This is a genomic window from Streptacidiphilus fuscans (assembly GCF_015690355.1).
Classification (GTDB): Bacteria; Actinomycetota; Actinomycetes; order Streptomycetales; family Streptomycetaceae; genus Streptacidiphilus; species Streptacidiphilus fuscans.
This window is the reverse complement of record NZ_JADPRT010000005.1, coordinates 490,307-507,953: the sequence shown is the minus strand read 5'-3', so window position 1 is coordinate 507,953 and position 17,647 is coordinate 490,307. Positions and strand designations below refer to the sequence as shown.

General features: G+C 72.0%; 17 protein-coding genes. 9 read left to right on the top strand and 8 right to left on the bottom strand.

Translation table 11 applies throughout. From position 1 onward, the window contains the following. The first annotated feature begins 98 nt into the window (after window positions 1-98). From I2501_RS15560 to I2501_RS15550, 3 genes are all read left to right on the top strand, one after another. Window positions 99-1,604: an aldehyde dehydrogenase gene (locus tag I2501_RS15560; RefSeq protein ID WP_196194572.1), complete on the top strand. Its 1,506-nt coding sequence runs from the start codon at window positions 99-101 to the stop codon at window positions 1,602-1,604. Between the two features lie 59 nt (window positions 1,605-1,663). Further along, complete coding sequence (locus I2501_RS15555) at window positions 1,664-3,034, top strand: aminotransferase family protein (RefSeq protein WP_215909633.1); 1,371 nt, start codon at window positions 1,664-1,666, stop codon at window positions 3,032-3,034. Window positions 3,035-3,153: 119 nt separating this feature from the next. Continuing rightward, window positions 3,154-4,689: an APC family permease gene (locus I2501_RS15550; RefSeq protein WP_328806383.1), complete on the top strand. Its 1,536-nt coding sequence runs from the start codon at window positions 3,154-3,156 to the stop codon at window positions 4,687-4,689. On the opposite strand, the gene I2501_RS15545 is transcribed toward I2501_RS15550, so the two are convergent. Further along, the gene (locus tag I2501_RS15545; protein ID WP_196194571.1) at window positions 4,677-5,714 is read right to left on the bottom strand and encodes a hypothetical protein; all 1,038 of its coding nucleotides are present in this window, start codon (window positions 5,712-5,714) and stop codon (window positions 4,677-4,679) included. The two genes, I2501_RS15550 and I2501_RS15545, sit on opposite strands and share 13 nt — an antisense overlap. Window positions 5,715-5,865: 151 nt before the next feature. Here I2501_RS15545 and I2501_RS15540 point away from each other — a divergent pair, with 151 nt between their 5' ends. Then, window positions 5,866-6,231 carry a hypothetical protein gene (locus tag I2501_RS15540; RefSeq protein WP_196194570.1) on the top strand — a complete coding sequence of 122 codons (366 nt, stop codon included), beginning with the start codon at window positions 5,866-5,868 and terminating at the stop codon, window positions 6,229-6,231. A gap of 88 nt (window positions 6,232-6,319) precedes the next feature. Here I2501_RS15540 and I2501_RS15535 read toward each other — a convergent pair whose 3' ends face one another. The 5 genes from I2501_RS15535 to I2501_RS15515 all read right to left on the bottom strand — a co-directional run bounded on the left by I2501_RS15535 (window position 6,320) and on the right by I2501_RS15515 (window position 11,106). Next, window positions 6,320-7,567: a flavin-containing monooxygenase gene (locus I2501_RS15535; RefSeq protein ID WP_196194569.1), complete on the bottom strand. Its 1,248-nt coding sequence runs from the start codon at window positions 7,565-7,567 to the stop codon at window positions 6,320-6,322. Window positions 7,568-7,740: 173 nt separating this feature from the next. Then, the gene (locus I2501_RS15530; RefSeq protein ID WP_196194568.1) at window positions 7,741-8,376 is read right to left on the bottom strand and encodes a maleylpyruvate isomerase family mycothiol-dependent enzyme; all 636 of its coding nucleotides are present in this window, start codon (window positions 8,374-8,376) and stop codon (window positions 7,741-7,743) included. Window positions 8,377-8,448: 72 nt separating this feature from the next. Beyond that, entirely contained in the window at window positions 8,449-9,435 is a 987-nt protein-coding gene (locus I2501_RS15525; RefSeq protein ID WP_196194567.1) for an RNA polymerase subunit sigma-70, read from the bottom strand. Continuing rightward, window positions 9,432-9,809, bottom strand: a complete 378-nt coding sequence (locus I2501_RS15520) for a nuclear transport factor 2 family protein (RefSeq protein WP_196194566.1) — start codon at window positions 9,807-9,809, stop codon at window positions 9,432-9,434. Before I2501_RS15520 ends, I2501_RS15525 begins: the two co-directional genes overlap by 4 nt. A 16-nt stretch (window positions 9,810-9,825) precedes the next feature. Further along, entirely contained in the window at window positions 9,826-11,106 is a 1,281-nt protein-coding gene (locus I2501_RS15515) for a polysaccharide deacetylase family protein (protein WP_196194565.1), read from the bottom strand. Window positions 11,107-11,293: 187 nt separating this feature from the next. On the opposite strand from I2501_RS15515, the gene I2501_RS15510 reads away from it, so the two are divergent. From I2501_RS15510 to I2501_RS15500, 3 genes are all read left to right on the top strand, one after another. Beyond that, entirely contained in the window at window positions 11,294-11,770 is a 477-nt protein-coding gene (locus I2501_RS15510; protein WP_196194564.1) for a hypothetical protein, read from the top strand. Continuing rightward, complete coding sequence (locus I2501_RS15505) at window positions 11,767-12,420, top strand: maleylpyruvate isomerase family mycothiol-dependent enzyme (RefSeq protein ID WP_196194563.1); 654 nt, start codon at window positions 11,767-11,769, stop codon at window positions 12,418-12,420. Before I2501_RS15510 ends, I2501_RS15505 begins: the two co-directional genes overlap by 4 nt. 216 nt (window positions 12,421-12,636) lie before the next feature. Further along, window positions 12,637-13,125: a hypothetical protein gene (locus tag I2501_RS15500; protein ID WP_408022737.1), complete on the top strand. Its 489-nt coding sequence runs from the start codon at window positions 12,637-12,639 to the stop codon at window positions 13,123-13,125. Window positions 13,126-13,147: 22 nt separating this feature from the next. Here the strand turns inward: I2501_RS15500 and I2501_RS15495 are convergent, their stop codons facing one another. Together I2501_RS15495 and I2501_RS15490 are read right to left on the bottom strand one after the other, a co-directional pair. Next, window positions 13,148-14,692, bottom strand: a complete 1,545-nt coding sequence (locus tag I2501_RS15495) for a glycoside hydrolase family 47 protein (RefSeq protein ID WP_196194561.1) — start codon at window positions 14,690-14,692, stop codon at window positions 13,148-13,150. Window positions 14,693-14,872: 180 nt separating this feature from the next. Continuing rightward, window positions 14,873-16,231 carry an NAD(P)/FAD-dependent oxidoreductase gene (locus I2501_RS15490; protein WP_196194560.1) on the bottom strand — a complete coding sequence of 453 codons (1,359 nt, stop codon included), beginning with the start codon at window positions 16,229-16,231 and terminating at the stop codon, window positions 14,873-14,875. Window positions 16,232-16,381: 150 nt separating this feature from the next. On the opposite strand from I2501_RS15490, the gene I2501_RS15485 reads away from it, so the two are divergent. Both I2501_RS15485 and I2501_RS15480 read left to right on the top strand, forming a co-directional pair. Beyond that, on the top strand, window positions 16,382-17,125 hold the full coding sequence (locus I2501_RS15485; protein ID WP_196194559.1) for a HipA family kinase: 744 nt from the start codon (window positions 16,382-16,384) through the stop codon (window positions 17,123-17,125). Continuing rightward, the gene (locus tag I2501_RS15480) at window positions 17,125-17,541 is read left to right on the top strand and encodes a DUF3037 domain-containing protein (protein WP_196194558.1); all 417 of its coding nucleotides are present in this window, start codon (window positions 17,125-17,127) and stop codon (window positions 17,539-17,541) included. The genes I2501_RS15485 and I2501_RS15480 overlap by 1 nt, the downstream gene beginning before the upstream one ends. Window positions 17,542-17,647 lie beyond the last annotated feature (106 nt).

The following is a 17,647-nucleotide window of genomic DNA, read 5'->3' as shown; positions in this document are numbered from 1 at the left end:
ATTTCAACGTTTATCCGCTCCAGTCATTGACGCGGGCTTCACCCATTGTTTGAATCTCGCATCAAAGAACTGGCGAGCACACCTGAGGACCCCCTCCCATGAGTGACTCCACTCCTTCCCAGTCCGATTCCCGCTCCGACTGGCAGGCCCGGGCCGCCGCGCTCACCCCGCAGACCCGCGCCTTCGTCGACGGCGACCACCGCGACGCGGTCTCCGGCGCGACGTTCACCGACGTCGACCCGGCGACGGGCAAGGCGCTCGCCGAGATCGCCGCCTGCGACGCCGCGGACGTCGACGCCGCCGTCCGCTCGGCCCGTGCCGCCTTCGCCGACGGCCGCTGGTCCGGCCTGGCGCCCGAGGCGCGCAAGAAGCGGCTGCTGCGGCTCGCCGAACTGATCGAGCAGCACGGCCCCGAACTGGCCCTGTACGACTCGCTCGACATGGGCAAGCCCGTCGCCGAGGCGCTCGCGGTCGACGTCCCCGGCGCGGCAGGCTGCTTCGCCTGGCACGCCGAGGCCGCCGACAAGCTCTACGACGAGGTCGCCCCCACAGCGCCCGGCAACCTGGCGCTGGTGCGCCGCGTCCCGCTCGGCGTCGTCGGCGCGGTGGTGCCGTGGAACTTCCCGCTGGACCTGGCCTCCTGGAAGCTGGCCCCGGCGCTCGCCGCGGGCAACAGCGTCGTCCTCAAGCCCGCCGAGCAGTCGCCGCAGTCCGTGCTGCTGCTGGCCCGGCTCGCGGTCGAGGCGGGCATCCCGGAGGGAGTGCTCAACGTCGTGCCCGGCCTCGGCGAGACCGCCGGACGCGCGCTCGGCCTGCACCTGGACGTGGACGTGCTGGCGTTCACCGGCTCCACTGCCGTCGGCCGGCTCTTCCTCTCCTACGCCGCGCAGTCCAACGGCAAGCAGGTCTGGCTGGAGGCGGGCGGCAAGAGCCCCAACCTCGTCTTCCCCGACGCGGACCTCGACGCCGCCGCCGAGCGCGCGGCCTTCGGGTTCTGCTTCAACGCCGGCCAGGTCTGCTCCGCCAACACCCGGCTGCTGGTCCACGCCGACATCGCCGAGGAGTTCACCGCCCGCGTCGCCGAGCACGCCGCCGGCTACCGGCCCGGCGACCCGCTCGACCCGGCCACGCGTCTCGGTCCGGTGGTCGACGAGGCTCAGGCCCAGCGCCTGGTCGCCGCCGTCGACGCGGCCCGCGCCCAGGGCGGCCGGGTCGTCCACGGCGGCACCCGTCCGGAACGGATCGGCGCGTTCGTCGACCCCACGATCGTCACCGGCCTCCCGGCCGACGCGCCGCTCGCCCGTGAGGAGCTGTTCGGCCCGGTGCTGACGGTCCTTCCGTTCCGGGACGAGGCCGAGGCGGTGCGGATCGCCAACGACTCCGACTACGGCCTGGCCGCGTCGCTGTGGACCACCGACCTCGCCCGCGCCCACCGCGTCGCCGACGCGCTCCACGCCGGGACCGTCTCGGTCAACACGGTCGACGCGCTGGGCCCGGTGACGCCGTTCGGCGGCTTCAAGCAGTCCGGCTTCGGACGCGACCTCTCGCTCCACTCCTTCGACAAGTACACGGGCCTGAAGACGACCTGGATCTCCTTCGGCTGAGCACCGCCCAGCGCTTCAGTCTCCGAGCCGGCAAGACAAGCAAGAAAGGCAGCACCGCCATGAGCCGCACCCCGATGAGCCCCGACCAGCTGCGCGACGCCGACCGGGCCCGGATCATCCACCCCTACCTGCCCGGCTCGGTCACCGAGCGCGTCGTGATGACCGAGGGTTCCGGCTGCCGCCTCACCGACGTGGACGGCCGCTCCTACCTCGACGCGACCGGCGGACTCTGGCTCGCCCAGATCGGCCACGGCCGCGAGGAGGTGGCCCGCGCCGCCTACGAGCAGATGGCCAAGCTGGAGTACTTCACCAGCTTCTGGGAGTTCTCCAACGACCCGGCGATCGAGCTGGCCACCAAGCTCACCTCGATCGCGCCCGAGGGCCTGAACCACGTCTACTTCACCTCCGGAGGCTCGGAGGGCAACGAGGCCGCCATCAAGATGGCCCGCTACTACCACCACCGCCGCGGCGAGTCCTCCCGCACCTGGATCCTGGCGCGCGACAAGGCCTACCACGGCATCGGGTACGGCGGCGGCTCGGCGACCGGCTTCCCGGTCTACCACGAGGGCTTCGCCCCGATGATGCCGCACGTCTCGCACCTGACCCCGCCGTGGCCGTACCGCAGCGAGCTCTTCCAGGGGCAGACTGCGACACTCACAGACGTCACCGACTTCCTGATCGCCGAGCTCGAGCAGCGGATCGCCGAGATCGGCCCCGGCAACATCGCCGCGATGATCGGCGAGCCGATCATGGGCGTCGGCGGCATGCTGGTGCCGCCGGCTGACTACTGGCCGCGGGTGCGCGAGGTGCTGGACCGTCACGGCATCCTGCTGATCCTGGACGAGGTGGTCACCGCCTACGGCCGCGTCGGAAAGTGGTTCGCCGCACAGCACTTCGACGTCCGCCCCGACATCATCGTCACCGCCAAGGGGATCACCTCCGGCTACATCCCGCTCGGCGCGCTGCTGGTCGGCGACCATGTCGCGGAGCAGCTGCTGGCCGACCACGGCTTCCCGATGGGCTACACCTACAACGGCCACCCGGTGGCCGCCGCGGTCGCGCTCGAGAACCTGGACATCATCGAGCGCGAGGGCCTGCTGGACCGCGCCGTCGAGATCGGCGGCTTCCTGCACCGGGAGCTGGACGCCCAGTTGGGCGACCTGCCGATCGTCGGCGAGATCCGCTCGGTCGGGATGATGCTCGCCGTCGAGCTGGTCGCCGACCGTGCCACGCGCGAGCCGCTGCCGATGCTCCAGCCGCTGCTGCCGGACGTGATCCGCCGCGAGACCGGCGTCATCGTCCGCGACTGCGCCCACTCCCTGGTGCTCTCCCCGGCGCTGATCATGACCGAGGGCGAGGCCAAGGAGACCGTCGCCGCCATGCGCCAGGTCCTGGAGCGCGTCCAGCCCAACGGCGAACTGCGCGGCTGACACAGCGTCAATCCGTCCTGTCCGGGCCGTTCCACCACCCCCACCGTTCCGGCGGAACGGCCCGGCTTCACTCCCGCACGCAAGGACCATCTCCCTCTCCCCACCTTCCGAGGAGTCCCGTGTCCCCCTCTCCCGTACGGGCCGTCCCCACACCGGACGACAGATCCGACTCCGTGCCGAACCTGCACCGCAGCCTCGGCCGTTTCGACATCATGGCCCTCGGCGTCGCCGCTGTGATCTCCGCCGACGTGATCGGGCAGATCGCCACCGGCGGCGGCGAGGCCGTCACCTGGACCGCCCTGCTCGGCCTGTTCTTCCTGGTCCCCTACGCCCTGCTCTTCGCCGAGACCGGCGCGGCGTTCCCGCAGGAGGGCGGCCCCTACGTGTGGGTCAAACTCGCCTACGGCCGCACCGCCGCCGCGCTGACCACGCTCTTCTACTGGGTCACCAACCCGGTCTGGCTGGGCGGTTCGCTGGTCTTCGCCGCCGCCGCGGCCTGGGACGGCCACGTCACCCACCTCGGCACCGGCACCGTGGCCGACTACACGTTCAAGCTGGTCTTCATCTGGATCTCCATCCTGACCGCCGTGGTCTCGCTCAGGCGCGGCAAGTGGATCACCACCGTCGGCGCGATCGCCAAGGTCGGCGTGATGCTGACCGTCACCGTGACCGCGCTGGTCTACGGCGTCCAGCACGGGTTCGACGGCCTGTCAGGGACCGCGCCGACGACCGGCGGGTTCCTCGCGCTGGTACCCATCCTGCTCTTCGCCTACGTCGGCTTCGAGGCCCCGAACGCCGCCGGTGAGGAGATGCGCAACCCCAGGCGCGACGTCCCGATCTCCATCGGCGTCTCCGGAGCCGTCGCCGCCTGCTGCTACCTGCTGCCCGTCTTCGCGATCCTCGCCGTGGTGCCCGCCAAGCAGATCACCGGCGTTGCCGGCTTCCTCGACGCGGCGTCCCTGGTCTTCGGCAGCTACGGCAGCGCCGGGCACGCCCTGCTGACGGCGGTCGCCGTCCTGTTCGTCTTCGTGCTGATGACGCAGGGCAGCGCGTGGATGATCGTCAGCGACCGGATGCAGGCGATGGCCGCCGCCGACGGCGGCTTCTTCAGCCGGGGGCTCGGCGCGTTCCATCCGCGCCTCGGCACTCCCGTGCGGATGAACCTCGTCTCCGGCGTCACCGCGACCGTCTTCATGCTCGCCGCGACCCTGCTGGTCCAGGGCACGGCCGCGGCCGACTTCAAGGTCGTGCTCACCGTGGCCGTCACCACGCTGCTGCTCTCCTACCTCGCCGTCATCCCGGCGCTCGGCGCCCTGCGCCGGAACCACCCCGACGTGCAGCGGCCGTACCGGGTTCCGTTCGGTACCTGGGGTTTCCGGATCAGCCTCGGCCTGGTCTACCTCTGGATCGTGCTCGGCTCGTGGATCGCCCTGTTCCCGGGCGTGCTGGAGAAGGCGCTGGGCGTCGACTACGACTTCGCGGGCACCTGGGGTGTCTCGCGGACCGTCTTCGAGGCGTTCACGCTCGGCACGGTGGCCGTCCTGCTCGCGCTCGGCATCCTCGGCCGGGTCACCGCCGCCGGCCTGGACCGCCGCGCACAGCGGACCCCGGCCGCTGTCGACGCGGCCATCCCGGCGGGGAGTCAAGCCGGTTGAGGGACGGCTGAGGCCGGCGCCCCCGGATGCGGTCCGGGGGCGCCGGCCGTCTTCGGCGCGGTGTCGGGTCGGCTGCGGACGGCTGCTCCGTGGACCAGCTCGGTGCCGAGCCGGGTCGGCGTGTGGTGCACCGTCTGGCCGTTGCGGACGGTGGCGATCAGGCCGGACTCGCGCAGGACGGTCGCGTGCCGGGAGGCGCCGCGGGCGGACCCCCCGCGCGCCGGGGCGGGCCGCCGGGTGTTCAGGGCCGGGCCCCTGCCCACGGCGAGCAGGGCCGCCGCCCTGGTCGCGCCGAGGAGCGACACCAGGGCGGCGGGTGGGGAGTCGAGCTCGGGATCGCGCGTCACGGGGCCAGCGGTGGCGGGGTAGATGACGGTGACCGACTCGGCCAGCGGGTCGAACATGATGCGCGTCGCCAGGGTGGTGGGCTGGAAGATGAGGGGACGCCCGTCGAGGGACTCCTCGGCTTCGAGGACGGTGTTGAGGCGTAGCTCTCCGTCGTCCCAGCGGATCGACGGGTGCAGGGAGTTGAGCATGGCGTCGGTGCCGCCGACCGCGGCGCGGACGCTCGCCGTCGCCGACGCGGTGGCCACGGCCGAGGTGATCCTGCGCCGGTAGGGGTCCAGCGCCTTGGCGCTGACGTCGGCGAGGATGCCGTTGAGCGCCCGCACCGCGCCTGCGTGTCCGTCAGCGAGCGCCCGGGTGAAGGGAGTCAGGGCGCCGGAACGGGCCAGGTCCCGCAGGTGGGCGGTCGTCGCTGGCGACTCGGGATCGATCCCCGATCGTGCCGCCTGGGCGACCGGGCCGAAGAACGCGGGGATGTACAGGCGCGTGTAGAGGTCGAACAGCCTGCTGTGGTCGGGGTTCCAGCCCCGTGCCACGTCCAGTCGCCATGCCGCGAGCCTCCGGTCGGCGGTCCGGTCGGCCAGATGGGCGCCCCCCAGCGCGAGTTCGTGGCCGAAGTCGGGCGCGTCGGCCACCCGTAGCCGTTCGAGGTCGTCCGCGGACAGACGTATCCGTATCACCCTGGTCTCCCCCCTGGGACCTTGGCCGGTGAGCCGGCCGCAGAGCATTTGCATGCTCATGCAAAAGCCTAGCCGTAGGGGTACGGACAGTCGATCGTTGATCGCGCCGGGCAGGCCCGGCAACTCCGAAATCAACTCAAGGGGGAGAACAATGGGTGCATGGTTCAAGCGGGTTGCCGCGTCCGGCGCGGTGCTCGTCGCAGCGGGGGCCGCGGTGGGTTTCGCGGGCGGAACCGCCCAGGCCGACGACTTCATCCCGGTGAACTCCAACATCGGCGTCTACTCCGCGCCCAACGCGAGCTCCAGCAAGGTCGCCCCCGACCTGCACGCGGGTGACGCGGTGCAGGTGAACTGCTGGACCGCCGGCGGCAACGTGGGCAACTCCGGCGACGTCTGGTACCACGCGGACGCGGAGGTCTACCCGAGCGGAGAGACCTACATCGAGGGGTGGGTCTTCGGGCCCTACCTCGACGGGGCCGCCGCGTTCCACAACGGCGCCATCCCCCAGTGCCCCTGATCCCCACGGCTTGGGGGGCCTGACCAAGCGTGTGCCCGGCGAGCGGCTCCAGCGCTCGCCGGGCACAGGCGTCCGGTGCGGGCGTGCCTCAGCGCTCCTGGGCGAGATAGCCCCGCTGGGTCGCGATGTGGTCGGCGACGTAACGGGCGTCGTGCCACACACCCCAGATGAAGCTGGACCCGCGGCGGGAGAGCCAGGGCAGGCCCAGGAAGTACACGCCGGGCTCGGCGGAGACGCCGCGCCGCTGCTCCGGGCGGCCCTTCTCGTCGAACGCGTCGACCTCCAACCAGCGGTAGTCGGCGGCGTATCCGGTCGCCCAGACGATCGAGGTGACCCCCGCCTCGGCCAGGTCGAGCGACAGCACCGGGTCGGTCACGCAGTCCGGATCCGGGCCGAGCGCGTGGGCCTGGGGCTCCTCCGGAAGGTCGAGCCCGTTGCGCTCGACGTACGCGTCGGCCGCGCGCAGCAGCGCGAGGTACTTCTCGTCGCCCTGCGCGATGTTGGCACCCAGATCCGGGGCGAAGCGCAGCACGCCGTCGGCGTAGGAGGCGGTCAGGCCGACGAGTTCGATGCCCTCGGCGGCCAGGGTGCGGAAGTCCACGGTGTGGCCGCCTCGGGCGCCGCTGACCGCGATGGTGACGTGCTCGGCGCCCTGCGGGGGCGTCTCCGCGTCCCAGAGGCCGAGCACGCCGAGCCACCAGCAGAAGTCCCGGCCGCGGTACTCGCGCGGCGGACGGTCGTGGGGGCCGACCGAGAGGAGGACCCGGCGGCCGGAGCGGCGCAGCTCGTCGGCGATCTGGACGCCCGACGACCCCGCGCCGACCACCAGCACGGCGCCGTCGGGCAGTTGCTCGGGGTTGCGGTAGCCGTTGGAGTGGATCTGCACCGGGACCGCGCCGTCCGGGACGATGGGCGGGACCACCGGTCGCTGGAAAGGTCCGGTCGCGGCTACGACGTAGCGGGCGTCGATGGCGCCCTCGGACGTCTCGACCCGGAAGCCGGGACGTCCGACGTGCCGGCGCGCGGAGGTCACCTCGACCCCGCACCTGACGGGGGCTCCGATCTTCTCGGCGTACGCGGCGAAGTAGTCCGCCACCCGCTCCTTCGGCGCGAAGGCGTCGGGGGCGATGTCGTCGAACTCCAGCCCCGGGAACCGGTCGTGCCAGACCGGCCCGTTCGCGACCAGGGAGTCCCACCGCTCCGAGCGCCACCGCTCGGCGATCCGGTCCCGCTCCAGGACGACGTGCGGGATGCCGTGCGCCCCCAGGTGCTCACTCATCGCCACGCCGGCCTGACCCGCCCCGACGACGACCACGTCGGTCTCTTCCCTCGGCATCTCAACCTCCGCTCAGGCGGTAGACCGTCCGGTGGTCCGGAGTCGCGTCGATCGACCGTGCTACCGCACGAGAAATCCTCGATCGCGCCGCAGAGTTCTGTCCAATAGAGGTTTTCGTTGTGGGACATCTGATTATGAGATGCAGAGGCAGAGGTGTGTAGGGGCAGGCGCGGTCAGCGCAGCGGACGTCGGCCGGTCACCGTCAGCAGGATGTCCTTGACCGGCAGGTCCACGGGATCGCCGGTGCCCAGAGCGATGTCCGCGTCCGTGGCCCGCAGCGTGACGCCGCCGAGGTCGACGCCGAAGTAGGCCAGTGCGCGCGGCTTCGCGTGGGCGAGGACGGTCGCGATCCGCTCCGGCGGGGCGGACGGCAGGCCCAGGGGCTCGGTGATGTCGAGCCCGTGGATCACGTCATGGCTCAGCGCTCCGGCCGGGCCGCCGCCCGGGGGCTGCCAGGGGTGGCGGATGTTGTCGCGCAGCGCGCGGAGCAGGTCCGCGTCGCTCATCCGGTCACCGTCGCGGCGGGCCACGGCGTCCGCGTAGCGGTCGAAGGCGAATCGGTGCGCGGCGAGCCCCGCCAGGAAGCGCGGTTTGCTGACGCGGAACGGCATGGTGAGATGCGCCACGACGTCACGGACGCGCCAGCCCGTGCACAGGGACGGCGCGTCCCACTGCTCGTGGGCGAGGCCCGCCAGCAGGTCCGCCAGTCGTTCGCGTTCGGTAAAGGTCTCGGCGCGGAGGTCGGCACCGCGGTGGGCGCTGAGGTCGGCACCGAGGTCGGTGTCGCTGGAGTTCGGGGTCGGGCTCATGGTCTCTGGCTCCCGTTGTGGAGGAGGTGTCGGTCACTGCTCCTACGTCGCGGGAGGCCGCAACTCATCGCTTCAGCCGGAGGAACTTTCCAGCACCTGCGGCAGCCCGAACTCCGCGAACCGCGCGCCCGTGCCGAAGAAGGCGAGGAAGGTGACGCACTCCGCCACCCTGTTGCCCCGCAGCTCCAGCACGAGCAGCGCGAAAGGACGCAGCACGCCGTCCGCGTCCGGCCGGTACTGACCGAGCGTCAGGCAGCCGTTCGCGGGCGCGCCCGGCACCAGCCGGTCCTCGGCGCAGGCGTCGGCCCCGGCGGTCATGGCCGCGCCGATGCTCTGCGGGCCGTCGAGCCACCACAGGAACGGCGGCATGCCGGAGCGCACGTCGTCGGCCAGCAGGCCGACCAGCCGCTCGATGTCGTGGGCCTCGAACGCGTCCACGTAGCCGCGCAGCAGGTCCCGCTGCGCGGCGTCGTCCGGGTCCGGCGCGTCGGTCGGGGCGGGGCGGTGCTCGACCAGGGTCGCGCGGGCGCGTTGCAGGGCGCTGTTGGCAGCGGCGAGCGAGGTGTCGAGGACCTGCGCGGTCTCCTCGGCGGTGAAGCCCAGCACGTCGCGCAGCACCAGGGCGGCGCGCTGCCGGGGCGGGAGCCACTGCAGGGCCGCGACGAAGGCGAGCCGCACCGACTCCCGCCGCACGGCGAGGTCGGCCGGATCGGCTGCCTGGGCCATCCGTGAGTCCGCCAGGGGCTCCACCCACCGGTCGGGCGGCAGCGGCGTCCCCAGCGCGCCGCCCGTGGCCGCCGGTCCCAGGTCCCAGGGCAGCGCGCGACGTCGTGCCCCGCGCAGCAGGTCCAGACAGACGTTGGTGGCGATCGCGTGCACCCAGGTGGACAGGCTCGCGCGCCCCGGATCGTAGCGGTGCAGGTTGCCGTGGGCGCGGATCATCGTCTCCTGGACGGCGTCGTCCACCTCGGTCGCCGCCCCGAGCATGCGGTAGCAGTAGCCGGTCAGCGGCGCGCGGAGCGGCTCCAGCAGCGCCTCGGGGGAGGCTTCGGTGCTCATGGTGCGATTGTGCTGCCCCCGGCGCCGGTGACGAGGGTGTACAGCTCGACGATGACGCCGTCCTTGCAGTGGGCGATGTCCATCCCGGTCGCGACCGGATGACCCGCGGGGCCGTACCGGAAGCCGAGGTGGCCGAGGTCGTCGAGGACGGCGACGGGGCCGTCGGGCTCGAAGACCCAGCCGGGAGCCTCCGCACGCAGCGCCGTCGCGCGTTCCGCCAGTGCCTCGCGGCCGCGGACGACCCGGTCGGGCTCGTGCCACACCACGTCGTCGGCGTAGGTGCGTGCGATGGCCGCGTTGCGGCGCGCGGGATCGGGTTCGTTGAAGACGTCGAGAAGGTTGCTGCGCATCAGGTCGGCGACGGAGCTGGTCATGGCTGGTCCTCCGGAGTCACACGGGCTGCGGGGTGGTGTACTCGCGCCAGTCGGCGGGCGTCTGGCCGACGCGGAGGGTGCGCAGCCTGGCCAGGACGGACGGGTCCTGCGCCTCCAGCCAGGCGACGAGCTGCCGGAAGGAGACGAGGCGGACGTCGGGCCTGTCCGCGATGTCGCGCAGCGCCTGCTCGACGGAGTTCATGTAGATGCCGCCGTTCCAGCTCTCGAAGTGGTTGCCGATGAAGAACGGCGCGCGGTTGGTGGTGTAGGCGCGGTTGAAGCCCGCCATGTAGGAGAGGTACGACTGCTGCTGCCAGTACGGACGCTTGGACGGATCGCCGTTGGGCGTGCCGCCGGTCTGGTTGGCGAGCATGTTGTAGTCCATCGACAGCACCTGGAAGCTGTGCCCGGGGAACGGGATCGACTGGAGGGGGAAGTTCCACAGCCCCTGCGGCGTCTTGCCCGGCCACATCTGCAGCCCGCCGGGCGAGCTCGCGTCGTACTTCCACCCCATCCCGGCCACCGCGGGCAACAGGTGCTTCTGGCCCAGCAGGCAGGGGGTGCGCCCGCCGATCAGTTCCTTGCGGTAGTCGAACGGCAGCGGCTCCAGGTCGGCGTGGCCGGTGTTGGTCTTCCAGGTCTCGACGAAGCCGATGGCCTGCTCCAGCTCGCTGCGCCACTGCGACGGGGTCCAGGTGCCGACACCGGTGGCGGGGCTGCAGAAGTGGCCGTTGAAGTGCGTGCCGATCTCGTGGCCCTCCAGCCACGCCCCCCGGACCTGGTCCAGCGTCATCTTCACGTGCTCGTCGGCCAGGTAGCCGATGTCGGAGGCGCCCGGCTTGTGGCCCGGCGGCAGGTAGAGGTCCTTCTTGCCCTCCGGGAGCACGTAGATCCCGGAGAGGAAGAACGACATCGTCGCCTTCACCTCCTGCGCCACCGAGCGGAAGTGCGAGAACAGCTTCTTGCTGTCCTCACCCGCGCCGTCCCAGCTGAACACCACGAACTGCGGCGGACGCTGCCCCGGCTGCAACTTCTCGGGCACCGGCTGGAACGGCTGCGGCCCCGTGTCCGCCATCGAACCGTCACCGATCAACGTCACCGGCCGCGCCTGGTCCCCACGGACGCCGCCAGGGTGGTCGGCGCGGCCGGCCTGGTCCGCCGCTGCCGGGGCGTGTCCCCACCACTGGGGCGGAGAGGTGGCCGGGGTCCGGTTCGAGCAGCCGGCCAGCCCCGTGACCGCGGCGGCGGCCGACGCGCAGGCGGCCGCCATGATCGTGCGCCGACCGACGAGCTCCATGCGGGCCTCCTGTCTGCGTACTGCTGCTGTCCGCTGCTGTCCGATCATGTGGTCATTCCCACCGCCATGGACGCCACGCTGGGTTGCGTCCATGAATGACCCGAATGTGCCGAATGTGGAGATGGGAGGCGGTCCGTTTGGCGGAGCCGGGTCCGCGGGCGACAACCCCGGTTGGCATCCTTGACCTGTGAACCAGACTGAGCAGCTGTCGCCTCTCGGCGAGCCGGACCTCCTTACCACGCAGCAGTTGGTCGAGCGCGCCCGTCGCGACGGCGTCACCCGGTTCCAGGTCGTGGCCCTGGTGCACCCGGGCGACGCCGACGACTACGTGCTCCTGCTCGACCACCAGGGCGACGACGTCTGGGCCCTGCCCGTCGCCGAGGTCCGTCCCACCGAGAACGTCGCGCTCACGCTCGACTGGCTCTGCGACGCGTATCTGGGCCTGCGGTCCTGGAGCGCCGCGTTCGCCACCTCGGCCACCTACGCGACGCCGGACGCTGACGAGGTGCTGCAACTCGCGTTCGACGTCCCCGTCCCCGAGGGGAACAGGATGACCTGGAAGGGCACCTGCCAGTGGTGGCACGTCGGTGCCGAGCCGTCGTCCCTGCACCGGCTCGCCCGGCCGATGTTCGAGCGGTTCGAGCAGCTCCAGAGCCCCGAGTGAACCAGCCGACACCGCCCACCGAGATCTGGTCGCTGATCCACGCCGAGCGGGCCGCCCTGGCCGACGACCTGGCCGGGCTGACCGAGGAGCAGTGGGCCACCGCGTCGCTCTGCGAGGGCCTCACCGTCCGCGAGGTGCTCGCACACCTGACCGCGGGGGCCAGCCTCAACCCGGTGCGGTGGATGGTGGGGGTGATCCGGTGCCGCTTCGACTTCGACCGGCAGGTGGCCGTGCGGCTGGCGGAGCAGCTGGGCGCGAGTCCGGAGGAGACGCTCGCGCGGTTCCGCCGGGCGATGACGGGAACGACCAAGCCGCCGCTGCCGAAGCTGGCGATGCTCGCCGAAGTCGTCGTGCACGGGGAGGACATCCGCCGACCGCTCGGCCTCACGCGTGACTACCCCGTGGCCACCCTGACCAGCGTGGCCACCTACTACCGGGGCTCCGACCTGCCCGCCCTCTCCAAGAAGCGCGCCGACGGCCTGCGGCTGCGGGCCACTGACGGCCCCTTCGCCGCCGGGGACGGGCCGGAGGTGTACGGCACGACCCTGGCGCTCATCATGGCCATGGCCGGACGCGCGTCCTACTGCGACGAACTCGACGGCGACGGCGTCGCCACCCTGCGCGACCGTCAAGGGCTCACCGGCCGGTGAGACGCGCCTCGCGCCGTTGAGCCCCGGCGTGCTCCCGCACGGCCGAAACCAACCGCATCCCCACCGGACGCGCCGGGCATAGGTGAAGAGGGGGCCCGCGGCGGACCGGAGGAGTCGCGGCGACGGGGGAGTCGCGGCGACGGGGGAGTCGGAGGGACGGAGCACGGACCGCGCGAGCAGGGCCCCGATGGCGGCATCGACGAAGGGGAGACTGTGGTGACGCTGGCGGTGACCGGGCACAGGGACCTGACCGAGCGGACCGCCGAGCTGGTCCGGATCGAACTGCGCAAGCTGCTGGCCTCCCTCGCCGAACAGGGGCCGCTCACCGGGCTCTCCTGTCTGGCCAGGGGCGCCGACACGATTTTCGCCGAGGAACTGGTGGACGCCGGGGGCAAGTTGGTGGTCGTGCTGCCGTCGCGGCACTACCGGGAGAACAAGGTTCGGCCCGAGCAGGCGGAGACCTTCGACCGGCTGGTCCGCGCCGCCGTGGAGGTGCACGAGCTCGCCTACGCCCAGGTCTCCGAGGAGGCGTACCAGGCGGCCAACGAGGTGCTGCTCAGCCGTGCCGACACGTTGGTCGCGGTCTGGGACGGCGAGCCGCCCGCCGGTCCCGGCGGCACCGGGGACGTGGTCCGGCGCAGTCGGGCGGCGGGCGTTGCGGTGGTCCGGGTCTGGCCCGAGGGCTCGAAGCGCGCTGGCGGCTGACCCGGGACCACCCGCAGCCGTCTCAGCGCACCCCGGCCAGGATCTTCCCCTCGGTGGACAGGATGCCGGCGCGGTAGTCGAAGCGCGGCGTGCCGGAGAACATCAGCCACAGGTACTTGAGGTTCTCCGCGAACCAGTAACCCGGCGTCAGATCGCCCAGCACCGGACGGGTGGGACGCATGTCGTCGATCACGGTGTAGCCGCCCGCGACGCGGTGGTTGCTGCGCATGTTCTCGAACCACCGCCAGGCCGCGGCCTTGTAGGAGGCGTCACCCGTGAGCCGCCACAGGTCGAACGCGGAGTTGGCGTACTCGGGCCGCAGTTGGGCGCCGCAGTCGACGACGCCGAACGTCGCGTAGTCGATCGTCTCCGGCAGCACCGGGTGACGCTCCAGGACGGCGGTCCAGGAGCGGAAGTAGGCCGCGCCGCGTGCCAGGTCGCCGCCCTTGCCCAGCAACCCCGCGTAGAACGACGCGAGTTCGGACTGGACCGTGCCTCCGGTCCGGGCGCCCGTGGTGGCGTCGACCGGGTGGTACCAGGGCAGTCCGCCGCGCACGTCGCTCTGGTGCGTCTGCACCGCCTGGGTCAACATCCGGTACCACTGCGTCAGTTGGGCGTCGTTCAGCAACTTGCCGCCGCCCCACAGGTATTCGCTGAAGGAGTCGGCGGGCGGGTTGGGCGCGATCGAGGTGTGGTCCAGCCAACGGCCGCTCTCCGCGTCGATGGTGGTGCCGAGCAGGTCGAGCGCGCTGCGGCGGGCGAGCACGGCGCGGTAGGCGCGCAGCGAGGCGTCGTAGTAGCGCGAGTCGCCGACCAGCCGGGAGAGCAGGCCGAACTCCATCATGTTGGTGCCCGCCTCGGCGAGCGGCACCTCGCGGCCCTGCACCTGCCCCGTGCGCAGGTTGACGTGGGTGTAGGGGATGCCCGTCGGCGAGGAGGTGAAGGCGGGCAGCAGCCGGTCCGCGAACTCGCGCGCCCGGGTCAGCAACGCCTTGCTGCGGGTGGCCAGATGACCCGCCAACAGACCGCCGACCACGCGGATGACCGCCTCGAAGACGTGCATGTCGACGTCCTGGGCCGGGTCCAGGTGCGCCTCCACCCAGGCGCGCGAGCGGGCCAACTCCGCGTCGCAGCCCATCACGTAGAGGGTGTCCAGGGCCTCGACCATGGACAGGCCGAAGGTGTGGCCGGGGGCGAAGAAGTCGTTGTGGCCACCGCTGAGCGGCTTGAGCTCGTCGTAGCCCCACGCCTTGGCGCAGTAGCCGTTCCAGCCGTGCAGGTACTCCGCCTTGATTGCCGCGGCGGCCTGCGCGTCGGAGGGGACGGCCGGGTGGGCGGCGGGACGCTTCGCGGCAGGCTTGGCAGCCGGCTTGGCGGCGGGGTGCTTCGGTGCGGGTTTGCGTCCGACAGCGAGCGCGGGCGCGGCGAGGACCGGGGAGGCGGCGCTCAGCAGGGCGCCCCCCGCGGCCGAGCCGAGCAGCAGGCGGCGCGAGGGCAGTGCGGGCGAGGGCGCGGACGGGTGCGGCAGCGACGGCGACGGCAGCGAAACTGACGAGTTGTCGGACATGCGGGCAAAGTTATGACCTTCTGTCAGTCACGCCGGTAGCGCCGTTCGTGTCGCCGCAGAAGTGCGCCAGGACGAGTGACATGACTGCATGCCCATGCCAGAATAGGCGCGCCCTGGACGGCGCAGGTCACAACCCGCCGCCCAGGGCGTTCAGTCCCCGGAGAAGCCGTACTCGCCGTCCTACTTCCTGGCCTCCAACTCCGCCGTGTAGTCGCGGATCTGCTCCTTGGTCAGATACGAGTCCGTGTACTCGAAGTCCCGCAGCCGCGCGGGCCGTCGGGACTGGAAGCCGGTGCGCACGAAGTCGTCGCCCGCGGTCGCGTTGAGCAGCCAGTTCGTCATCACGCGGACCTTGGCCACATTGGTCCGCAGCGCCATCAGGTGGTAGCCGCGGGCCACGCCCTGCGCCGCGATGCCCTGCATCTCGATGCCGAGCGGCTTGGACACCGCGTCCGCGCCGCCGAGGTCGACGACCAGGCCGAGGTCCTTGTGGAAGTACGGCTTCATCTCGTGGCCGCGGATCAGGGCGATGACGTTGTCGGCCACCACCTTGCCCTGCCGCTGCGCGTGCTGCGCGGTGGGCGGGCAGACCGCGCCGTCGCCCTTGGCCAGGTCGGGGACGGCGGCGGCGTCGCCGAGCGCGAACATGTTCTCGAACTGCGGCACCCGCATCTCCGCGGTGACCGCGAGCCGGCCGCGGACCGTCTCCGCGTCCAGGGTGTTGACCAGCGGGCTGGCCGCGACGCCCGCCGTCCAGATCAGCGTCCGCGACGGGATGACCCGGCCGTCGGTCAGCTTGACCGACTCGTCGCCGACCTCGGCGACCGAGACGCCGAGCGAGATCTCGATGCCGCGCTTGCGCAGGATCTCCATCGCGTCGTCGCCCAGCTTCTCGCCGAGCTCGGGCATCAGCTTGGGGGCGATGTCGACCAGGTGCCACTTGATCAGGTTCGGGTTGAGCCTGGGGTAGCGGCGGATCGCGGAGGCGGTGACCCGCTGCAGGCAGGCCGCCGTCTCGGTGCCCGCGTAGCCGCCGCCGACCACCACGAACTGCAGCCGGGAGATGCGCTCCTGCTGGCTGGTGGCGGCGTCGGCGAGGTCCAGCTGCGAGATCACGTGGTCGCGCACGTAGGCGGCCTCGGCCAGCGTCTTCATGCCGCGCGCGTGCTCGACCAGGCCCGGGATGTCGAAGGTGCGGGTCACGCTGCCGGGAGCCAGCACCAGGTAGTCGTAGGGCTCGGCCGCCAGTTCGTCGGTGATCTTGCGGAGGATCACCATCTTGGCCTTGGGATCGACGCCGACCGCTCCGCCGGGGATGATCCGCGTCCGGCGCAGCATCCGGCGCAGCGAGACCGCGACCGACTGCGGGGTGAGCACCCCGGCCGCGACCTGCGGCAGCAGCGGAAGGTAGAGCTCGTAGCTGAACGGCGCGATCAGGGCGATCTCCGCCTCGATCGGCGCGAGCTGCCGCTCCAGCCGTCGCGCGCACTCGACGCCGGCGAAGCCGCCGCCGACCACGAGGATCCTGGGTCGTTCCATCGTGCCCATCCCTTGACGGTCGAGGTCACCATTGCTGGCCACACTTGCACGGACCCGCAGTGCCCGCCACCGGTCGGAGGGGAATGGTCGTCCGTCCGGCGCGACCGTGCGCGCACAGGCAAGGGCGGGCGTCTCGATAGGGTGGGGCGCATGTTGCGTGAGGTGTCGGCGGATCGTTATGTGACGCCGCTGAGGGAGGGTGGCTCGCTGCCGGGCCTGGTCGAGGGGGAGAGCGGGGCGCTCCTCGTCGCCAAGTTCGTCGGGGCCGCACAGGGGCGCAAGGCGCTGGTCGCGGAGGTGGTCGCGGGCGAGCTGGCCCGACGGCTCGGATTCCGCGTCCCCGAGCTGGTGCGGCTGGAGGTGGACCCGAGGATCGCCGTGGGCGAGCCGGACCAGCAGGTGCAGGACCTGGTCATGGGGTCCGGCGGCACCAACCTCGGCATGGCCTACCTGAGCGGCGCGCTCGGCTTCGACCCGCTGGCGTTCCCGGTGGACCCGGTCCTGGCCGGGCGCGTGGTCTGGTTCGACGCGCTGATCGGCAACGTGGACCGCTCCTGGCGCAACCCCAACCTGCTGCGCTGGGGTGGCGAGCTGTGGCTGATCGACCACGGCGCCAGCCTGATCTTCCATCACAACTGGCCGCGCGCGGCAGCCTCCGCGCAGAAGCCCTACGACGCCTCGGACCACGTGCTGCGCACCTTCGGCCCCGACCTCGACGCTGCTGACGCCGCGCTCGCGCCGCAGGTCACCGAGGCGCTGCTGACCGAGGTCCTGGCCCTGGTCCCTGACGTCTGGCTGGCGGACGAGCCCGGCTTCGCCTCCCCGGACGAGGTCCGCGCGGCGTACGTCGCGCAGCTGACGGCGCGGGTGCGGGCCTCGAAGGAGTGGTTCTGATGACGTACCCGACCGTGCGGACGGTCCCCGAGCTGGGCGAGAAGCTGGTCTACGAGTACGCGCTGGTGCGGGTGGTCCCGCGGGTCGAACGCGGTGAGCAGATCAACGCCGGGGTGCTGGTCTACAGCCGCCAGGCGGGCGTGCTGCGGGCGGCCGTGCACCTGGACGAGGCGCGGCTGCTGGCGCTCGACCCCGACGCGGACGTCGCGGGCGTGCGGGCGGCGCTGGACGCGGTGGCCGGGATCTGCGCCGGGGGAGCGGCGGCCGGGCAGGCCGTGGACGAGGAGCCGGGACGCCGGTTCCGCTGGCTGACCGCGCCGCGCAGCACCGTGGTCCAGCCGGGTCCGGTCCACTGCGGCCTCTCCGCCGACCCGGCGGCCGAGGCGGAGCGCTTGCTCGAGCTGCTGGTCCGCTAGCCGGGCTGGAGAAAAGCGCAGGTCAGAGCCGCAGTCGCGACAAGGGAAATAATCCGTGGCGCTTGCTGCGCCCGTTCTTCTACAGTGTAGAAGTCTTGTACACCGT

Coding starts and splice junctions, on each gene's coding strand:
- I2501_RS15560 (WP_196194572.1), top strand. CDS start 99: ATGAGTGACTCCACTCCTTCCCAGTCCGATTCCCGCTCCGACTGGCAG.
- I2501_RS15555 (WP_215909633.1), top strand. CDS start 1,664: ATGAGCCGCACCCCGATGAGCCCCGACCAGCTGCGCGACGCCGACCGG.
- I2501_RS15540 (WP_196194570.1), top strand. CDS start 5,866: ATGGGTGCATGGTTCAAGCGGGTTGCCGCGTCCGGCGCGGTGCTCGTC.
- I2501_RS15535 (WP_196194569.1), bottom strand. CDS start 7,567: ATGCCGAGGGAAGAGACCGACGTGGTCGTCGTCGGGGCGGGTCAGGCC.
- I2501_RS15530 (WP_196194568.1), bottom strand. CDS start 8,376: ATGAGCCCGACCCCGAACTCCAGCGACACCGACCTCGGTGCCGACCTC.
- I2501_RS15525 (WP_196194567.1), bottom strand. CDS start 9,435: ATGAGCACCGAAGCCTCCCCCGAGGCGCTGCTGGAGCCGCTCCGCGCG.
- I2501_RS15520 (WP_196194566.1), bottom strand. CDS start 9,809: ATGACCAGCTCCGTCGCCGACCTGATGCGCAGCAACCTTCTCGACGTC.
- I2501_RS15515 (WP_196194565.1), bottom strand. CDS start 11,106: ATGGAGCTCGTCGGTCGGCGCACGATCATGGCGGCCGCCTGCGCGTCG.
- I2501_RS15495 (WP_196194561.1), bottom strand. CDS start 14,692: ATGTCCGACAACTCGTCAGTTTCGCTGCCGTCGCCGTCGCTGCCGCAC.
- I2501_RS15490 (WP_196194560.1), bottom strand. CDS start 16,231: ATGGAACGACCCAGGATCCTCGTGGTCGGCGGCGGCTTCGCCGGCGTC.
- I2501_RS15485 (WP_196194559.1), top strand. CDS start 16,382: ATGTTGCGTGAGGTGTCGGCGGATCGTTATGTGACGCCGCTGAGGGAG.
- I2501_RS15480 (WP_196194558.1), top strand. CDS start 17,125: ATGACGTACCCGACCGTGCGGACGGTCCCCGAGCTGGGCGAGAAGCTG.